The sequence below is a fragment of the Pseudomonas canadensis genome (genome assembly GCF_030980095.1).
GTDB lineage: Bacteria > Pseudomonadota > Gammaproteobacteria > Pseudomonadales > Pseudomonadaceae > Aquipseudomonas > Aquipseudomonas canadensis.
Map to the genome: position 1 here is coordinate 4,637,607 of NZ_CP133298.1, position 16,937 is coordinate 4,654,543.

At 62.2% G+C, this 16,937-nt stretch carries 18 protein-coding genes; 10 read left to right on the forward strand and 8 right to left on the reverse strand.

Translation table 11 applies throughout. The features are described from left to right. Positions 1-6 precede the first annotated feature (6 nt). The 5 genes from RB216_RS21415 (at position 7) to hemN (ending at position 5,508) form a co-directional block, all read left to right on the forward strand. Positions 7-546 (forward strand): FixH family protein, encoded by a 540-nt coding sequence (locus RB216_RS21415; protein WP_015885303.1) that lies wholly within the window; start codon positions 7-9, stop codon positions 544-546. A gap of 114 nt (positions 547-660) precedes the next feature. Next, positions 661-3,111 (forward strand): heavy metal translocating P-type ATPase, encoded by a 2,451-nt coding sequence (locus tag RB216_RS21420; RefSeq protein ID WP_308907849.1) that lies wholly within the window; start codon positions 661-663, stop codon positions 3,109-3,111. Positions 3,112-3,133: 22 nt separating this feature from the next. Further along, the gene (gene ccoS, locus RB216_RS21425; protein WP_028617473.1) at positions 3,134-3,346 is read left to right on the forward strand and encodes a cbb3-type cytochrome oxidase assembly protein CcoS; all 213 of its coding nucleotides are present in this window, start codon (positions 3,134-3,136) and stop codon (positions 3,344-3,346) included. Continuing rightward, positions 3,339-4,022, forward strand: a complete 684-nt coding sequence (locus RB216_RS21430) for a sulfite exporter TauE/SafE family protein (protein WP_068934580.1) — start codon at positions 3,339-3,341, stop codon at positions 4,020-4,022. The genes ccoS and RB216_RS21430 overlap by 8 nt, the downstream gene beginning before the upstream one ends. Before the next feature lie 103 nt (positions 4,023-4,125). Beyond that, on the forward strand, positions 4,126-5,508 hold the full coding sequence (hemN, locus tag RB216_RS21435; RefSeq protein WP_028617475.1) for an oxygen-independent coproporphyrinogen III oxidase: 1,383 nt from the start codon (positions 4,126-4,128) through the stop codon (positions 5,506-5,508). On the opposite strand, the gene RB216_RS21440 is transcribed toward hemN, so the two are convergent. Continuing rightward, a complete protein-coding gene (locus RB216_RS21440) occupies positions 5,509-5,976 on the reverse strand; it encodes a hypothetical protein (protein ID WP_084651060.1) in 468 nt (155 codons plus the stop codon). It lies immediately after the preceding gene. Between the two features lie 153 nt (positions 5,977-6,129). On the opposite strand from RB216_RS21440, the gene fnr reads away from it, so the two are divergent. Continuing rightward, the gene (gene fnr / locus RB216_RS21445) at positions 6,130-6,864 is read left to right on the forward strand and encodes a fumarate/nitrate reduction transcriptional regulator Fnr (RefSeq protein WP_016979302.1); all 735 of its coding nucleotides are present in this window, start codon (positions 6,130-6,132) and stop codon (positions 6,862-6,864) included. An 80-nt stretch (positions 6,865-6,944) separates the two neighbouring features. Further along, positions 6,945-7,493: an adenine phosphoribosyltransferase gene (locus RB216_RS21450; protein WP_028617477.1), complete on the forward strand. Its 549-nt coding sequence runs from the start codon at positions 6,945-6,947 to the stop codon at positions 7,491-7,493. Here the strand turns inward: RB216_RS21450 and RB216_RS21455 are convergent, their stop codons facing one another. The 5 genes from RB216_RS21455 to dnaX form a co-directional block, all read right to left on the reverse strand. After that, entirely contained in the window at positions 7,494-8,642 is a 1,149-nt protein-coding gene (locus RB216_RS21455; RefSeq protein WP_308907850.1) for an acyl-CoA dehydrogenase family protein, read from the reverse strand. 163 nt (positions 8,643-8,805) lie between these two features. Beyond that, the gene (recR, locus tag RB216_RS21460) at positions 8,806-9,408 is read right to left on the reverse strand and encodes a recombination mediator RecR (protein WP_028617479.1); all 603 of its coding nucleotides are present in this window, start codon (positions 9,406-9,408) and stop codon (positions 8,806-8,808) included. A 58-nt stretch (positions 9,409-9,466) separates the two neighbouring features. Further along, positions 9,467-10,492 carry an NADPH-dependent curcumin/dihydrocurcumin reductase gene (gene curA / locus RB216_RS21465; protein ID WP_122815034.1) on the reverse strand — a complete coding sequence of 342 codons (1,026 nt, stop codon included), beginning with the start codon at positions 10,490-10,492 and terminating at the stop codon, positions 9,467-9,469. A 134-nt stretch (positions 10,493-10,626) separates the two neighbouring features. Beyond that, complete coding sequence (locus RB216_RS21470; RefSeq protein ID WP_003175481.1) at positions 10,627-10,965, reverse strand: YbaB/EbfC family nucleoid-associated protein; 339 nt, start codon at positions 10,963-10,965, stop codon at positions 10,627-10,629. Between the two features lie 43 nt (positions 10,966-11,008). Further along, a complete protein-coding gene (dnaX, locus tag RB216_RS21475) occupies positions 11,009-13,069 on the reverse strand; it encodes a DNA polymerase III subunit gamma/tau (protein WP_028617481.1) in 2,061 nt (686 codons plus the stop codon). Positions 13,070-13,202: 133 nt separating this feature from the next. Here dnaX and RB216_RS21480 point away from each other — a divergent pair, with 133 nt between their 5' ends. Both RB216_RS21480 and RB216_RS21485 read left to right on the forward strand, forming a co-directional pair. Further along, positions 13,203-13,952, forward strand: a complete 750-nt coding sequence (locus tag RB216_RS21480) for a substrate-binding periplasmic protein (protein ID WP_028617482.1) — start codon at positions 13,203-13,205, stop codon at positions 13,950-13,952. 55 nt (positions 13,953-14,007) lie between these two features. Further along, positions 14,008-14,379, forward strand: coding sequence for a VOC family protein (locus RB216_RS21485; protein ID WP_308907851.1), 372 nt, complete (start codon positions 14,008-14,010; stop codon positions 14,377-14,379). On the opposite strand, the gene RB216_RS21490 is transcribed toward RB216_RS21485, so the two are convergent. Beyond that, positions 14,305-15,252 (reverse strand): DMT family transporter, encoded by a 948-nt coding sequence (locus RB216_RS21490; RefSeq protein WP_028617484.1) that lies wholly within the window; start codon positions 15,250-15,252, stop codon positions 14,305-14,307. The two genes, RB216_RS21485 and RB216_RS21490, sit on opposite strands and share 75 nt — an antisense overlap. A gap of 102 nt (positions 15,253-15,354) precedes the next feature. Here RB216_RS21490 and RB216_RS21495 point away from each other — a divergent pair, with 102 nt between their 5' ends. Beyond that, positions 15,355-16,218 carry a LysR family transcriptional regulator gene (locus RB216_RS21495; RefSeq protein WP_028617485.1) on the forward strand — a complete coding sequence of 288 codons (864 nt, stop codon included), beginning with the start codon at positions 15,355-15,357 and terminating at the stop codon, positions 16,216-16,218. A gap of 127 nt (positions 16,219-16,345) precedes the next feature. Here RB216_RS21495 and RB216_RS21500 read toward each other — a convergent pair whose 3' ends face one another. Then, positions 16,346-16,936: an SH3 domain-containing protein gene (locus RB216_RS21500; RefSeq protein ID WP_308907852.1), complete on the reverse strand. Its 591-nt coding sequence runs from the start codon at positions 16,934-16,936 to the stop codon at positions 16,346-16,348. Position 16,937 lies beyond the last annotated feature (1 nt).

The window sequence follows — 16,937 nt, forward strand, 5'->3', positions numbered from 1 at the left end:
AGAACAATGTCCGTAGCCACTGCCGCAAGCCCCTGGTACAAGCACCTCTGGCCCTGGATCATCATTGGGATCCTGGCCTGCTCGGTGACGTTGACCCTGTCCATGGTGACCATCGCGGTGAACAACCCGGATAACTTGGTCAACGACAACTACTACGAGGCCGGCAAAGGCATCAACCGCTCCCTGGACCGCGAACTGCTGGCCCAGACCCTGCAACTGCGCGCCAAGGTGCACCTGGATGAACTGACCGGTGAAGTCGAAGTGAACCTCACCGGCAACAGCAACCCGACCACCCTGGAATTGAACCTGATTTCCCCGACGCAGCCGGAGAAGGATCGCAAGATCAACCTGGCCCGCAGCGACAGCGAACCCGGTCGCTACATCGGCCAGGTCACCGACAAGGTCGAAGGCCGTCGCTTCGTCGAGTTGTTGGGTGTGGAAGGCGACCGTACCTGGCGCATGTTCGAAGAAGAACAGGTCAGCCACGACAAGGACTTGCTGCTGGGCGATGAACCGTTGCAGGGTGCCGAAGACCTGAAAAAATAAACACCTGCGCTTCGCGCATCGCCGGCAAGCCGGCTCTTACAAGGGACTGCGTTAGACCTGTAGGAGCCGGCTTGCCGGCGATGAGGCCTTCCCAGCCGACTAAGATTCATACCCATGACCAGCCCAATCCCCTGCTACCACTGCGCCCTGCCTGTTCCGCCGGGCAGCCGCTTCACCGCAGTGATCCTCGGCGAACGCCGCGAGCTTTGTTGCCCAGGCTGCCAGGCGGTGACCGAAGCCATTGTGGCCGGCGGCCTGGAAAGCTATTACCAGCACCGTAGCGAAGCCTCGGCCAACCCAGAGGCATTGCCGGTGCAGTTGGTGGATGAGCTGGCGCTGTACGACCGCGCCGATGTGCAGAAACCCTTTGTGCGCCACGAAGGCGAACTCGCCGAAGCCACCCTGTTGATGGAAGGCATCAGCTGCGCGGCCTGCGGCTGGCTGATCGAAAAACACCTGCGCAGCCTGCCCGCCGTGGCCGAGGCGCGGCTGAACCTGTCCAACCATCGACTGCAGGTGCGTTGGGCAGACGGCCAACTGCCGCTAAGCCAACTGCTCAGCGAGTTGCGCCACATCGGCTACGCCGCCCACCCCTATCAGCCGGACCGCGCCGCCGAGCAACTGGCCAGCGAAAACCGTCTGGCCCTGCGCCAACTGGGCGTGGCCGGCCTGCTGTGGTTCCAGGCGATGATGGCAACCATGGCCACCTGGCCGGAATTCAATATCGATCTGAGCCCGGAGCTGCACGTGATCCTGCGCTGGGTGGCAATGTTTCTGACAACGCCCATCGTGTTCTACAGCTGCGCACCGTTTTTCAAGGGCGCTATGCGCGACGTACGCACGCGTCACCTGACCATGGACGTTTCGGTGTCATTGGCTATCGGTGGCGCCTATCTGGCGGGGATCTGGACCGCGATCACCGGCGTGGGCGAGCTGTATTTCGATGCGGTGGGCATGTTTGCGCTGTTCCTGTTGGCCGGTCGCTACCTTGAGCGCCGCGCCCGCGAGCGCACGGCCGCCGCCACCGCACAGCTGGTGAACCTGTTGCCCGCCTCGTGCCTGCGGCTCAAGGCCGATGGCCAGAGTGAACGCATCCTGCTCCCGGAACTGGCACTGGGCGATCGAGTCCTGGTGCATCCAGGCGCTGTGCTGCCAGCCGATGGCGTGATCCTTGATGGGCAATCGAGCGTCGATGAATCCCTGCTCACCGGCGAGTACCTGCCGCAGCCCCGCCAGACCGGCGACGCGGTCACCGCAGGCACCCTCAATGTCGAAGGCGCGCTGACCGTCGAAGTGCGCGCCTTGGGCCACGACACACGCTTGTCCGCCATCGTTCGCCTGCTGGAGCGGGCCCAGGCCGAGAAACCGCGCCTGGCGCAGATCGCCGACCGTGCCGCGCAGTGGTTCCTGTTGTGCTCGTTGATCGCCGCAGTGTTGATCGGCCTGCTGTGGTGGGAACTGGATTCGTCGCGGGCGTTCTGGATTGTGCTGGCGATGCTGGTGGCGACCTGCCCCTGCGCGCTGTCCCTCGCCACCCCCACCGCCCTCACCGCCGCCACCGGCACCTTGCACAAACTCGGCCTGCTGTTGACCCGCGGGCATGTGCTGGAAGGCTTGAATCAGATCGACACGGTGATTTTCGACAAGACCGGCACCCTCACCGAAGGGCGCCTGGCGCTGAGGGCTATCCGCCCCCTGGGCAGCTTGAGCACCGACCTGTGCCTGAGCCTCGCCGCTGCCCTGGAAAACCGCTCCGAACACCCGATTGCCTGCGCCTTTGGCCGTGCGCCACTGGCCGCCGATGAAGTCATCAGTTCGCCAGGGCTGGGCCTTGAAGGGCGTGTCGGCGAGCGCGTATTGCGCATTGGCCAACCGGGTTTTGTCTGTGAACTCAGTGGTTGCCCGATCCCAGCCGCGCCTGAGGTTTCGGGCCAATGGCTGCTGCTCGGCGACCGTGAAGGCGCCCTGGCCTGGTTCGTCCTCGATGACCGTCTGCGCAGTGACGCGCCGGCCTTGCTCGCCGCGTGCAAGGCACGTGGCTGGCGCACGCTGTTGCTGTCCGGCGACAGTTCGCCGATGGTCGCCAGCGTCGCCGCCGAACTGGGGATCGACGAAGCCCACGGCGGCTTGCGCCCCGATGACAAGCTGCACGTACTGCAACAACTGCACAAGGAAGGCCGCAAGGTGCTGATGCTCGGCGACGGGGTCAACGATGTGCCCGTCCTCGCCGCCGCCGATATCAGCGTGGCCATGGGCACGGCCACCGACCTGGCCAAGACCAGCGCCGACGCGGTCTTGCTGTCCAACCGCCTGGACGCCCTCGTACAAGCCTTTACCCTGGCGCGGCGCACCCGCCGAGTGATCATTGAGAACCTGCTGTGGGCCGGGCTGTACAATGGCCTTATGCTGCCGTTCGCCGCCCTGGGTTGGATCACCCCGATCTGGGCCGCAGTGGGCATGTCCCTCAGTTCGTTGACCGTGGTGCTCAATGCCCTGCGCCTGACTCGCCTGCCGAGCGCGCCAGCGGCCCGAGCCCCCTCAGTAACCCGCCCGCTGCCGGTGTGAGCCGCACGACCATGGAGTGCAGATGCCAGCTTTATACGTGATGATTCCGGCGGCGCTGCTGTTAGTGGGCGTGGCCATCTACATCTTCTTCTGGGCGGTGGACAGCGGTCAGTACGACGACCTCGACGGCCCGGCCCATAGCGTGCTGTTCGACGACCAGGACCCGAACCACCTGGCCGGCATCGAAGAGGCCAACCACTCCGAACAACCGCCGAAAGACCCGCCCCATGCTTGAACTGGCGCCACTGCTGGTCTCCGCGCTGATCCTCGGCCTGCTCGGCGGCGGCCATTGCCTGGGCATGTGCGGTGGCCTGATGGGCGCGCTGACCCTGGCCATCCCCAGGGAGCAGCGTGGTCGCCGGTTTAAACTGCTGCTGGCCTACAACCTGGGGCGCATCTTCAGCTATACCGCTGCCGGGGTGTTGATCGGCCTGGCCGGTTGGGCAGTGGCGAACAGCCCGGCGGCGATGTTCATGCGCGTACTGGCCGGGTTGTTGTTGATCAGCATGGGCCTGTACCTGGCCGGCTGGTGGAGCGGCCTCACCCGTATCGAAAGCCTCGGACGCGGCCTGTGGCGCTACATCCAGCCAGTCGCCAACCGTTTGCTGCCGGTGTCCAGCGTACCGCGCGCCTTGCTACTGGGCGCGCTGTGGGGCTGGTTGCCGTGCGGATTGGTCTACAGCACGCTGCTATGGGCAGCGAGCCAGGGCAATGCACTGGACAGCGGGTTGCTGATGCTGGCGTTCGGGCTGGGGACCTGGCCGGTGCTGTTGGCTACCGGCCTGGCCGCCGAACGGGTCACTGCATTATTGCGCAAACGCAGCGTGCGGATGGCCGGTGGCCTGCTGGTCATACTCTTCGGTATCTGGACGTTGCCCGGCCCGCACCAGCACTGGTTGATGGGCCATTAAAGCGCCATGTGGCATAGCGCCGCTCCCCGTTGATGCAAATCAAGATGCCATCCCCGCCACGCCCCTAGACTCGGCCCACTAGCCTATCCGGGGGAACGCCCGCATGCTCGACGCCATTCGTTGGGACACCAATCTGATTCACCGCTACGACCTGGCGGGACCGCGTTACACGTCCTACCCCACCGCCGTACAATTCGACAGCCAGGTCGGCACTTTCGACCTGCTCCACGCCCTGCGCGACAGCCGCAAAGCCGTGCGACCGTTGTCGCTGTATGTGCATGTGCCGTTCTGCGCGAACATCTGCTACTACTGCGCTTGCAACAAGGTCATCACCAAGGACCGTGGCCGCGCCCAGGCCTACCTGCAACGCCTGGAGCAAGAGATCCAACTGGTGGCCTGCCACCTCGATCCGAAACAGCGGGTTGAGCAACTGCACTTCGGCGGCGGCACCCCGACCTTTCTTAGCCACGATGAACTGCGCCAGGTCATGGGCTGCCTGCGCCAGCACTTCAATTTGCTGGATGACGATTCCGGCGACTACGGCATCGAGATCGACCCCCGTGAAGCGGACTGGGCGACCATGGGCCTGCTGCGTGAACTTGGCTTCAACCGCGTGAGCATCGGCCTGCAAGACCTTGACCCCGAGGTACAACGGGCAGTGAATCGCCTGCAGAGCCTGGAGGAAACCCGTGCGGTCATCGATGCGGCGCGCACCCTGCAATTTCGCTCGATCAATATCGACCTGATCTACGGCTTGCCCAAGCAAACACCGATCAATTTTGCGCGCACCGTGGAAGAAGTCATCAGGCTGCAACCCGACCGTCTGTCGGTGTTCAATTACGCGCATCTGCCGGAGCGTTTCATGCCCCAGCGGCGTATCAGCACCGACGAACTGCCCTCCCCTGCGTCAAAGCTCTTGATGCTGCAAACCACCATCGAGCAACTGACCCAGGCCGGCTACCGCTACATCGGCATGGACCATTTCGCCCTGCCCGACGACGAGTTGGCCATTGCCCAGGAAGAAGGCACCCTGCAACGCAACTTCCAGGGCTACACCACCCACGGCCACTGCGACTTGATCGGGCTCGGGGTGTCGGCGATCAGCCAGATCGGTGACCTGTACTGCCAGAACAGCAGCGACCTCAACGGCTATCAGAACACCCTGGCCGGCGCGCAACTGGCTACCAGTCGCGGCCTGGTCTGCACCACGGACGATCGGTTGCGGCGGGAAGTAATCCAGCAGTTGATCTGCAATTTCAGCCTGGCATTCGAGACGATCGAGCAGGCCTTCAACATCGACTTTCGCGGGTATTTCGACGACATCTGGCCGCAACTGACGGCGATGGCCGAGGATGGCCTGATCGAACTCGACGCCCAAGGCATTCGCGTGTTGCCAGCCGGGCGACTGCTGGTGCGTTCGGTGTGCATGGTGTTCGATGCCTATCTGGAGCACCAGAACAGGCAGCGATTTTCCCGGGTGATTTGATTACATCGACAGCGAGGCAGTCTTCATCGAATCCTCGGCACTCATCCCTTTCATCGACTTAGCGAGTGAAGTCTGGGCCGACATCAGGCCCGCCTGCAGAGAACTGATCTCGCTCTGCAAAGCGCTGGCCTTTGCGCGGGCCTCTTCAGGGGAAAGATTAGTGGCCGCTGCAACAGCCGCCAGCTCGGCCTGTTTTTCGGCGATCTGTTGTTTCAACTGACGGATCATTTTCAGCACCTGTTTGACGTTGTCGTCCAGGCCACTTTCATCGATATCCGCATTGGAGCTCTTGGCTGCACCGGCGGCCTTGAATGCATCGGCGGAAATAGTCACCGTCACACCTTCCACCACTTTGGGTGCAGTGGTCGTTTCAACCTCAGGTGCTTTTTCCTGGGCCTCAGCCGCTGGCTTTGCATCCGGCACCGTCGGAATGCGGATGGCAGGGTTGTAGGCAGCTATAACAGACATGATCCAAGCTCCGACTCAATAGGTATGCCTGCTGTATCGGCCCCGATACAAAAACCTTTATACCGCTGCCGGTTTTTTGTACAGGCTGGCCTCACCGCCCCCCAGTGCGTTACCCTTACGTCTTATGTGTGTTTTCCCACAAGGATTTAAGAAATGTCCGAGCCAGTTAAACTGCGCGCTCACAGCCAGGCTCATTGCAAGGATTGCAGCCTGGCGCCCCTCTGCTTGCCACTTTCGTTGAATTTGGAAGACATGGATGCGCTGGACGACATCGTTAAACGTGGCCGCCCGCTGAAAAAAGGCGAGTTCCTGTTTCGCCAGGGCGACAAGTTCGATTCCGTTTATGCAGTACGTTCGGGTGCGTTGAAGACGTTCAGCCTGAGCGACAGTGGCGAAGAGCAGATCACCGGTTTCCACCTGCCCAGCGAACTGGTGGGCTTGTCGGGCATGGACACCGAGATTCATCCAGTGTCGGCCCAGGCGCTGGAGACTACATCCGTTTGCGAAATCCCCTTCGAACGCCTGGACGAACTGGCCCTGCAGTTGCCACAACTGCGCCGTCAGTTGATGCGTGTGATGAGCCGCGAGATCCGTGACGACCAGCAAATGATGCTGCTGCTGTCGAAGAAAACCGCCGACGAGCGCATCGCGACCTTCCTGGTCAACCTGTCGGCGCGGTTCCGTGCCCGTGGTTTCTCGGCCAACCAGTTCCGCCTGAGCATGTCGCGCAATGAAATCGGCAACTACCTGGGCCTCGCGGTGGAAACCGTGTCCCGTGTGTTTACCCGCTTCCAGCAAAACGAACTGATCGCCGCCGAAGGTAAAGAAGTGCATATCCTCGACCCGATCCAGTTGTGTGCGCTGGCCGGTGGCTCGCTAGAAGGTTGATGCAGACACTTGCGGCCGCGCCATCCGGCAAGGCCGCAGGTATACTTCGAGTCCGTTTCCAGCCCCAGGACTCTTCGACGATGACCTTCGATTCGTTCGACATCAAATCCCTGATCCGCCCCGTCATCGACTTCCCCAAGCCTGGGGTGATCTTCCGTGACATCACGCCATTGTTCCAATCGCCCCGCGCCCTGCGCCTGGTGGCGGACAGCTTTGCCCATCGGTATGTCGAGGCCGAGTTCACGCATATCGGCGCGATGGATGCGCGGGGTTTCCTGATCGGTTCGATCATCGCCTACCAACTGAACAAGCCGCTGATCCTGTTCCGCAAGCAAGGCAAGCTGCCGGCTGACGTGCTGGCCGAGGGTTACCAGACCGAGTACGGCGAAGCGTTCCTCGAAGTGCATGCCGACAGCCTGTGCGAGGGCGATTCGGTATTGATGTTCGATGACCTGATAGCCACTGGCGGCACCCTGATCGCGGCGGCGAACCTGGTGCGGCGCATGGGCGCGAAGATCTTTGAAGCGGCGGCGATTATTGATCTGCCGGAACTGGGTGGGTCGCAGCGTCTGGAAGACATGGGGATTCCGACGTTTTGTTTGACGCAATTTGCGCTGACCGAACAGTGATCAAAGCCCCATCTGCTTGCTGATGATTTCATTCATCACTTCGCGGGTACCGCCACCGATGGACAGGATGCGGTTGTCGCGGTATAGCCGCTCCACCAGGCTACCGCGCATGTAACCCTGGCCCCCGAGGATCTGTACCGCGTCGTAGGTGACGCGGTCGGCGGTGTCGGTGGCAAGGTTCTTGGCCATGGAAATTTCCTTGATCACGCTGATACCGGCGGCCATCTTTGCCGCCTGCCGGTAGGTGAATTCGCGGGAGACTTCCACGGCGGTGGCCATTTCCGCCAGGCGATGCTTGATCACCTGGAATTTGCCAATGGGTTTGCCGAAGGCTTCGCGCTCGGCGGCCCATTTGAGGCTTTCCTCTAGGGCCAACTGCGCGGTCATGTTGGCCATGAGCGCCAGGGCCAGGCGCTCGCTCTGGAAGTTGCCCATGATGCAGGCAAAGCCCATGTTTTCAGCGCCGATCAGGTTGCCGACGGGCACGCGGCAATCGTCGAAGAACAATTCAGCGGTGTCCGACGCCCACCAGCCCATTTTCTTCAGAGGCTGGCCAACGGTAAAACCGGGGGTGTCTTTTTCGATCAGCAGCAGGCTGATGCCGGCAAATCCCGGTCCACCCGTGCGCACGGCCACGGTGTAGAAGTCGGCGCGGCTGCCGCTGGTGATGAAGGTCTTGCTGCCGCTGACGCGGTAATGGTCGCCCTCGCGAACGGCACGGGTTTGCAGGCTGGCCACATCCGAACCGCCGCCCGGCTCGGTGACCGCCAGGGCGATGATCTTTTCACCAGACAGGATCTGCGGCGCCACGCGCTCGCGCACCTCGGGCCGGGCCCATTTGACGATAGGCGGCAAGCCAATATCCAATGAACCCAACCCTGCGACGACGCCGCCAGAGCCGCAACGCATCAATTCTTCGCTGGCAGCCACCTTGGCGAACAGATCACCTTCATGACTGCCACCGAGAGCTTCGGGGTAGCCGATGCCAAGAATCCCCGCCGCGCCGGCCTTGAGGTACAGCTCGCGGGGAAAGCTTTCCGCCTCCTCCCACTGTTCGATGCCCGGCAACATCTCGCGCTCGACGAAACGGCGCACGCTGTCGCGGACCAATTGGTGGCTGGGGTCGAAGTAGTCCTGATAGGCAGACATCGGCAAGCTCCACGGTGAGGTGGAGCGAACTTACCAAGCGCTTGCTTGGCTTTCAAGCCTGGCGCTGTGTAGGAGCCGGCTTGCCGGCGATAGCATCACCACGGCCTATGCGGAAAAATGCGTCGCCCGCATCGCCGGCAAGCCGGCTCCTACAGGATCATCGTTAGAGGGCGATGGGTTTGCGGCCAGCGAAGGAATGCGCCAACGTTCCACCGTCCACCAACTCCAGCTCGCCACCCAACGGTACGCCATGGGCAATACGCGAGGTGATCAAGCCTTTGTTGGTCAGCAATTGCGCAATGTAGTGCGCGGTCGCCTCACCTTCCACCGTCGGGTTGGTGGCGAGGATCACTTCAGTGAAAGTGCCCTGTTCTTCAATGCGCGCCACCAGTTGCGGAATGCCGATGGCTTCCGGGCCCAGACCGTCCAGCGGCGACAGGTGGCCCTTGAGTACGAAGTAACGGCCGCGATAGCCGGTCTGCTCCACCGCGTACACATCCATCGGCCCTTCTACCACGCACAGCAGCGTGTCGTCGCGGCGTGGGTCGGCGCATTGCGGGCAGAGTTCTTCTTCAGTGAGGGTGCGACACTGGCGACAGTGACCGACACCGGTCATGGCCTGGCTCAAGGCCTGGGCCAACCGGGCGCCGCCGCTGCGATCACGCTCCAGCAGTTGCAGCGCCATACGCTGGGCGGTTTTCTGGCCGACACCCGGCAAAATGCGCAGGGCGTCGATCAGTTGGCGAATCAGGGGGCTGAAGCTCATGGGCGAAGGGTCCGACAAAACAACGAGACGCGGTTTATACCCGCGCCCCGGATAAGCGTCAAATGCGCACGACCAACTTGCCGAAGTTGCGCCCTTCCAACAGACCGATAAAGGCCTCGGGCGCCCGCTCCAGGCCCTCGACCACATCCTCGCGGAACTTGATCTTGCCGTCGCGCACCCACGGCGCCATGGCGCTTTGGAATTCGGGCTGGCGATCACCGTAGTCATCGAACACGATAAAGCCCTGGATCCGCACGCGCTTGGTCAGCAGCGTGCGCTGCAGCGCCGGCAACCGGTCGGGGCCGCTGGGTGCTTCATGGGCGTTGTAGCCGGCGATCAACCCGCACAGCGGAATCCGGGCCTTGGGATTAAGCAAGGGCACCACGGCGTCGAATACCTTGCCGCCGACGTTCTCGAAATAGATGTCGACGCCCTTGAAGCAGGCGTGGGCCAATTCGTCGGCGAAGTGTGCACTTTTGTGGTCGACGCAGGCATCGAAGCCCAACTCCTCCACCACGTAGCGGCACTTGTCCGCGCCCCCTGCGATCCCGACCACGCGCAAGCCCTTGAGCTTGGCCACCTGCCCTACCACCGAGCCCACTGCGCCGGACGCTGCGGCGACGACCAGCGTTTCCCCGGTTTTGGGCTGGCCAATATCCATCAGGCCCATGTAGGCGGTCATGCCCGGCATGCCAAGCACACCCAGGGCCATGGACGGGCTGGCCAGGCCCTTGGGCACCGGCATCAGGTTCCGGCCATCGGAGATGCTATGGCTCTGCCAGCCGGTGGAACCGACTACCAGGTCACCCACTTCGAATTTCGGATTGCGCGATTGCTCGATACGGCTGACAGCGCCACCGGTCATCACTTCATCGATTTCCACCGGAGCGGCGTAGGACGGTGCGTCGCTCATACGTCCACGCATGTAAGGGTCCAAAGACAGGTACAACGTCTTCAGCAGGACTTGGCCGTCTGCCAACTCCGGTAGATTCACGCGCTCCAGGCGGAAATTTTCCGGGGTCGGTGCGCCTTGGGGGCGTGAGACCAGGACAATGCGCTGGTTCAGGGTTGGTTCTTGAGGCATGAAAGGGCTCCTTTATCGAATCCATCGGTATAGGGTGCAGACCATGCGTGCCGTGCCAGGGTTCGATCAGATTCGGCACAAACAAAAATGCCAGGCACAAGGCCTGGCATTGGAGTCTAGCTAAAGCTACCGGATCAGAACGGCAGCTTCATGCCCGGTGGCAATTGCATGCCAGCGGTCACACCGCCCATTTTTTCCTGGCTGTTGGCTTCGATCTTGCGCACGGCGTCGTTGACGGCGGCAGCGAACAAGGCTTCGAGCATTTCCAAGTCATCTTCACCGACGCCTGGCAATACGCTTGGGTCGATGCTCACGCGCTTGATGTCGTGACGACCGGTCATCACCACGCTGACCATATCGCCACCGGCTTTACCGGTGACTTCGGCGTTGGCCAGTTCTTCCTGCATCTTGGCCATTTTTTCCTGCATCTGCTGCGCCTGCTTCATCAGGCCGGCCATGCCACCTTTCATCATGGGAATCACCTCAAAGTACGTGGATCAAGTTAGTAGCCCGGTGTCAGGACGCCTGGGGCACCGGGGCTTCGACAGGTTCAATAGTATCGTGACGGACGACCGCACCGAACTGTTGCATCATTTGCTGGATGAGCGGATCACCGTGGATCGAGTCCTCGGCCTCACGCTGACGGTTGATACGCCGGCGGGTCGCGGCCTGGGCCGGGGTTTCCTGCTCCGGCTTGATCAGCTCGATGGTAATGGTCAGCGTGCGCTCATGGTACTGGTTCAGTGCGTCATTCAGGCGGCGTTGCTGGGTCGCGTTGAACAGGGCGCTGTGGGCCGGGTCCAGGTGCAGCAGCCAGTGATCGCCATCGATGGAAATCAGCGTGCAGTTCGCGGCGATGCTACCGGTCATGCCGGAAATCGGCAGCTTCGGAAACAATTCCAGCCATTGCAGGGCCAGGCCGGTGGCCGGCGCGGCAGCGGGTTCCGCCTCAGGCTCGGGGGCCGGCTCGGCGGTGTGTTCGCTGGCCAGATCGTCCAAGTAGCTGTAGGCCGAATCCATGTCCGGCTCGATGTAGTCTTCGTCCAGCGGCGGTTCGTCGTCGAGGTCGATGCCCGGCGTGGCGGCTTCCACTTGGGCCACGGTCGGCTCGGGAACCGGCGCCGACACCCATTCGGGCGCGTCCGGCACCACACTGTCCGGGGTCGGCGTGGGCATCGGGGTCAGCTCGGGCTGCTCGCCGATGGTTTCCAGCACGGGCTCCACGGCGGGCGCTTGCTCGGCTTCGACTTCGGCGTCTACCGGGTCATTCCAAGGCAGGTCTACAACCGGTTCAGGTTCGACGACGGATTCGGGCTCGATCACCGGCGCAGCGACCACAGGCTCAGGCTCGGGCGCCGCAGCAACCGGCGCAGGCGCAGGCGCAGCAACCACTGGCGCAACCACCGCCGCGCCAGCCACTGGTTTGGCGGAATCAACTGTGGCCTGGCTGATCCCCACTGGCTTTAGCGGCTGTCTCGGCGCATCGGCCGAATCGGCGGGCCGGAACGCCAGCATCCGCAGCAGCACCATTTCAAAGCCACCACGCGGGTCAGGCGCCAGCGGCAGGTCGCGGCGGCCAATCAGGCCCATCTGGTAGTAGAACTGTACATCTTCGGCCGGCAACGCCTGGGCCAGGGCCAACACACGGTCGCGGTCGCCATGGCCGTTGTCGACACCCTCAGGCAGCGCCTGGGCGATAGCAACGCGGTGCAGCACATTGAGGATTTCCGAGAGCACGCCGTTCCAGTCCGGGCCTTGCTCCGACAGGTGACGCACAGCTTCGAGCAACGCCTTGGCGTCGCCTTCGATCAGCGCATGCAGCACGTCGAATACCTGGCCGTGGTCGAGGGTGCCAAGCATGGCGCGCACATCAGCGGCCATGACCTTGCCTTCACCAAAGGCGATGGCCTGGTCGGTGAGGCTCATGGCATCACGCATCGAGCCATCGGCAGCGCGGCCGAGCAGCCACAGCGCGTCGTCTTCGAACGGTACGTTCTCGACGCCCAGCACGTGGGTCAAATGCTCGACCACCCGCTCGGGGGTCATGTTTTTCAGCGAGAACTGCAAGCACCGCGACAGAATCGTTGCAGGAAGTTTCTGCGGGTCGGTGGTGGCCAAGATGAATTTGACGTAGGGCGGCGGCTCTTCCAGGGTTTTCAACAGGGCGTTGAAGGAATGGCTGGAGAGCATGTGCACTTCGTCGATCAGGTAGACCTTGAAGCGGCCACGGCTCGGCGCATACTGCACGTTGTCGAGCAGCTCGCGGGTGTCTTCGACCTTGGTGCGGCTCGCGGCGTCGATCTCGATCAGGTCGACGAAACGCCCTTCGTCGATTTCCTTGCACACCGAACAGGTGCCGCACGGCGTCGAAGTAATACCGGTTTCACAGTTCAGGCATTTGGCGATGATGCGCGCAATGGTGGTTTTGCCCACCCCCCGCGTACCAGTGAACAGGTAGGCGTGGTGCAGCCGCTGGCTGTCCAAGGCATTGATCAGAGCCTTGAGCACATGGGTCTGGCCGACCATTTCGCGGAACGAGCGCGGACGCCATTTACGTGCAAGAACCTGATAACTCATCGAAAACCGTCGCAACTGGGAAACAGAAGCCGGTAATGCTAGCGGAGCAAGGGGGAAATTGCATCCGGCACGCTTGCCTAATCTGACTAAGCTCATGTGACTGGCCCCGAAAAGGCCTGAACCCGGAGAGCTTATGCGCGCAGTCCTGGGCGTTTTATGGATGATTGCCACGGCCAGCCTTGCAGCGCCCGCACCGCTGCGCTTCTCGGTTTCCGACAGTTGGGCGATGCCCATGGTGCAACTGGAAGATGGCCGGCCTACCCAGGGCATTTGGTATGACGTGATGTTAAGCCTGGCCACCCAGGTCGGCCGCCCTGCGCAATTCCATGTACTGGCACGGGCGCGCATCTCCAGCGCCATGGAACACGGTGATATCGATGTGCGCTGTTATGTCACCCAGGCCTGGGTCGACGACCAGTCCGGCGACTACACCTGGAGCATTCCGCTGATGGTGCAGCGCAACCTGTTGGTCAGCACCCACATTCCCCCGCACCCCATACACATCGACCAGCTCGCGCCGCAAGCCATCGGCACCGTGCTCAATTACCGCTACGTCACCCTCGACCCGCTGTTTGCCGGCGGCCAACTCAGCCGCGACGATGCGCGCAGCGAAGAGCAGGTGCTGCACAAACTGGTGGCCGGGCGTTTCAAGTTCGCAGTGGTCAATGAATGGATACTCGACCGCTTCAACCAGCGGATGCCGGTGGGCAAACGCCTGCACAAGGTGGCGGTGATCGATGAACAGAACCTGGGCTGCACCGTACGCAATGACCCGAACGTGCCGGTGCAGTTGATCCTGCGTACCTTGTTGCGGATGAAGATGTCGGGCGAGATCGACCAGATCATCCAGCTGTACACCGGAGAGACTCCTGACAGGAACTGACAGCACTGCCTTATAGACTCGGCTCCCTCACCACACGCGCTGCCAAGGAGCCCGCATGCACACCGTCGCCCATTACTTTTTGCTCTACGTCGACAGCCCGGCCACCAGCGCCAACTTCTATAGCCGCCTGCTGGACAAGCCGCCGGTGGAACTCAACCCGACGTTCGCCTTGTTCATTCTCGACAATGGCGTGAAGCTGGGACTGTGGTCACGCCATACCGTGCAACCGGCAGCGCAGCTCACGGGCGGTGGCGGCGAAGTGGGGTTGTCCCTGGCCGACCAGGCCGCCGTGGATGCCCTGCACGACCTGTGGGTAGAGCGCGGCGCAACGATTATCCAGTCACCGACCACCCTAGATTTCGGCTACACCTTCGTCGCCGAGGACCTCGACGGCCACCGCCTGCGCGCGTTTTGCCTGAGCGAGTGACCGCCAGCGCCCTTCCAGGCTGATGGCGGCCACGCTGGCCAACACGATCAAACCGCCCAGCACCACTTGCAGGGCGATGTGCTCGCCCAGCAGCGTCGCCGCCATCGTCATGGCCACGGGCGGGATCAGGTACATCGCCACCGAGGCACGGCTGACCTCGACATGTTTCAACACATAACCCCAGGCCAGGTACGCCAGGGCACTGGGGAAGATCCCCAGCACCAGCACCGCGAGGTTTTCCGGCAATGGCGCCTGCATCATGGCAGCGGGCAGGCCCGGTAGATTCACGCAGAGCATCAAGGTGCCCGCCCACACCATGTAACACGCCATGGTCAACGGGCTATAGCGATGGGCATAGTGTTTCTGGATGGCGAAGTACAGGCTCCACGACACCGCCGCCAACAGGATCAACAAACCGCGCGGATCGATATCGCCCAGGCCGTGATCGCCCCAGATCACCACCAGCACACCCAGCAGGCCGAGCAACACACAGCTCCAACGCCAGACGCTGATCCGCTCCTTCAAGCAGAAGAACGCGATTAACACACTGAACAGTGGCGCCGATTGCGCCAGCACGCTGGACGCCGCTGCCGTCACGAATTGCTGTCCGTAATTGAGGCTGGTGTGATGCAGGAACACCCCGAAAAAACTCAACACCAGCAGCCACGGCAGATCCCGCAGGCGCGGCCTGCCAATGCCCATCACCAGTGCCACACACGCCATGAACATCGAGGCAATCAAGAACCGCAGCAACGCCAACTGGCCAGGGCTGTAGCTGTGCAGCCCCATGTGCACGCCAATCGGCGAATAGGCCCAACAGAGGATGACGCTGGCGATGACTAGCGTAAGCTTCAGGGGTGACGGGGTGTTCATCGACGGCATCCGAAAACAGAGAAGGAATACCGTCAGTCTTGGCCCGCACAAGACGCAGGACAATTAACCGTTTCTGACTTCTGAAATCACTGGAACTGAGCAATGGAACTGGCCCAACTGAAAATGGTGCGAGCCGTGGCGCAAACCGGCAGCGTGGCCCAGGCCGCCGTGCACTTGCATTGCGTGCCGTCCAACATCACTACGCGGATAAAGCAACTGGAAAGCGAGTTGGGCACGCCGCTGTTCATCCGAGCCGGGCGTGGGCTGGCAATCAGTGCGGCGGGGGAGATTTTCCTCGAATACTGCGAACGCATCCTGGCCTTGGTGGACGAATCCAAACGCGCCGTGGACGCCAACGCCATACCCCGTGGCACCCTGCGCATCGGCGCAGTGGAGTCCAGCGCCAGTGGCCGTCTGCCGCCGCTGCTGGCGGAATACCACCGACGCTACCCGGATGTCAGCCTGGAACTGGTGACTGGCGCCTGGGGCGAGCTGCTCGATGACCTGCAACACCATCGCCTGGATGTGGCGCTGGTGGCCGCTGGCAACAAACGCGCAAAGCTCGAACACAGCGTGGTCTACAGCGAGCGCCTGGTGCTGATCGCCAGCGCCTCCAGCGAACCGATCCGCAGCGCCGAAGACCTGGCCGGCCGCACCTTGCTGGTATGGCCACCGGGTTGCCCCTATCGGGCAGCGCTGGAGAACTGGGTCAAGCCCCATGCGTTCAAGCCGACCATTGCCAGCTATGCCAGTTGGGGCACGATCATTGGTTGCGTGAGTGCCGGGATTGGCGTGGCGCTGGCGCCGGAAGGCATCCTGGCCCGCTATGAGCAGGCCAATCAGCTGGCATCGTACCGGTTCGATGAACTGCAGGCGGTGGACAACCTGCTGTTCTGGCACAAGGACACCCAGCGGCATCTGGCACGGGATGCGTTTGCCGGGTTACTCCGCGAAATATTCGGTTGATGAAGATCCAAAATGTGGGAGCGGGCTTGCTCGCGAAAGCGGTGGCTCAGTCACTGCATCCAGCGACTGACACTCCGTATTCGCGAGCAAGCCCGCTCCCACATCTAGATTTTTGCCGTTTTCGAGATCAGCTTTTGGGGGCCGCCAACCGCGCGTATTGATCCTGGCTGATCCACCCCGTAAACGAGCGACCATCTGCGTTGATGAACTCGACTTGGGCCCAGCCATCCTTGAATGCCAGCACACCGACCACGTCGTTCTTGACGATGTAGGGACGTTTAGCCGCCTTGGCACTTGGATTTTTCAGCAGGTAAGCCTTGTCGGCTGAGACCTTGACCAGGCCGATCCATTTTTTGCTGGCGGTCTGGGTCAGGTCCAGGCCGGTGGCAATTTCCGGCATCAGCACATTGAGGCAACCCGGATGCTGACGGCCTTCTGCCAAAGTGAGGGTCACGCCGTCCGAAGAAGGCGCCACGCTGCCGGGATAGGCAGTGTCGTTCCAGGTGGTCAGCGCTGAGGGCTTGCCTTGCAGGTAGAACGTGCAGCTGCGAGTAACGCCCTCGCCCATCTCTTCCGCGTAATAACCTTCCACCTGATGCTCAGGCGTCACCGCCAGCATCAGCCCTTCGTATTTTCCGGAATGCAATGCAGGCGAACCGGCAAATGCGGGGACAACGGCGCACAACGACAACACACCCACTGCTAGAAAACGGATCATC

Excerpts from the sequence above, each read along its gene's own strand:
- hemN (WP_028617475.1), top strand. The coding sequence starts at position 4,126 with ATGCTCGACGCCATTCGTTGGGACACCAATCTGATTCACCGCTACGAC.
- RB216_RS21500 (WP_308907852.1), bottom strand. The coding sequence starts at position 16,936 with ATGATCCGTTTTCTAGCAGTGGGTGTGTTGTCGTTGTGCGCCGTTGTC.
- RB216_RS21450 (WP_028617477.1), top strand. The coding sequence starts at position 6,945 with ATGACCTTCGATTCGTTCGACATCAAATCCCTGATCCGCCCCGTCATC.
- RB216_RS21430 (WP_068934580.1), top strand. The coding sequence starts at position 3,339 with ATGCTTGAACTGGCGCCACTGCTGGTCTCCGCGCTGATCCTCGGCCTG.
- RB216_RS21420 (WP_308907849.1), top strand. The coding sequence starts at position 661 with ATGACCAGCCCAATCCCCTGCTACCACTGCGCCCTGCCTGTTCCGCCG.
- dnaX (WP_028617481.1), bottom strand. The coding sequence starts at position 13,069 with ATGAGTTATCAGGTTCTTGCACGTAAATGGCGTCCGCGCTCGTTCCGC.
- RB216_RS21415 (WP_015885303.1), top strand. The coding sequence starts at position 7 with ATGTCCGTAGCCACTGCCGCAAGCCCCTGGTACAAGCACCTCTGGCCC.
- curA (WP_122815034.1), bottom strand. The coding sequence starts at position 10,492 with ATGCCTCAAGAACCAACCCTGAACCAGCGCATTGTCCTGGTCTCACGC.
- RB216_RS21480 (WP_028617482.1), top strand. The coding sequence starts at position 13,203 with ATGCGCGCAGTCCTGGGCGTTTTATGGATGATTGCCACGGCCAGCCTT.
- ccoS (WP_028617473.1), top strand. The coding sequence starts at position 3,134 with ATGCCAGCTTTATACGTGATGATTCCGGCGGCGCTGCTGTTAGTGGGC.
- RB216_RS21440 (WP_084651060.1), bottom strand. The coding sequence starts at position 5,976 with ATGTCTGTTATAGCTGCCTACAACCCTGCCATCCGCATTCCGACGGTG.
- RB216_RS21490 (WP_028617484.1), bottom strand. The coding sequence starts at position 15,252 with ATGAACACCCCGTCACCCCTGAAGCTTACGCTAGTCATCGCCAGCGTC.
- fnr (WP_016979302.1), top strand. The coding sequence starts at position 6,130 with ATGTCCGAGCCAGTTAAACTGCGCGCTCACAGCCAGGCTCATTGCAAG.
- RB216_RS21495 (WP_028617485.1), top strand. The coding sequence starts at position 15,355 with ATGGAACTGGCCCAACTGAAAATGGTGCGAGCCGTGGCGCAAACCGGC.
- recR (WP_028617479.1), bottom strand. The coding sequence starts at position 9,408 with ATGAGCTTCAGCCCCCTGATTCGCCAACTGATCGACGCCCTGCGCATT.
- RB216_RS21485 (WP_308907851.1), top strand. The coding sequence starts at position 14,008 with ATGCACACCGTCGCCCATTACTTTTTGCTCTACGTCGACAGCCCGGCC.
- RB216_RS21470 (WP_003175481.1), bottom strand. The coding sequence starts at position 10,965 with ATGATGAAAGGTGGCATGGCCGGCCTGATGAAGCAGGCGCAGCAGATG.
- RB216_RS21455 (WP_308907850.1), bottom strand. The coding sequence starts at position 8,642 with ATGTCTGCCTATCAGGACTACTTCGACCCCAGCCACCAATTGGTCCGC.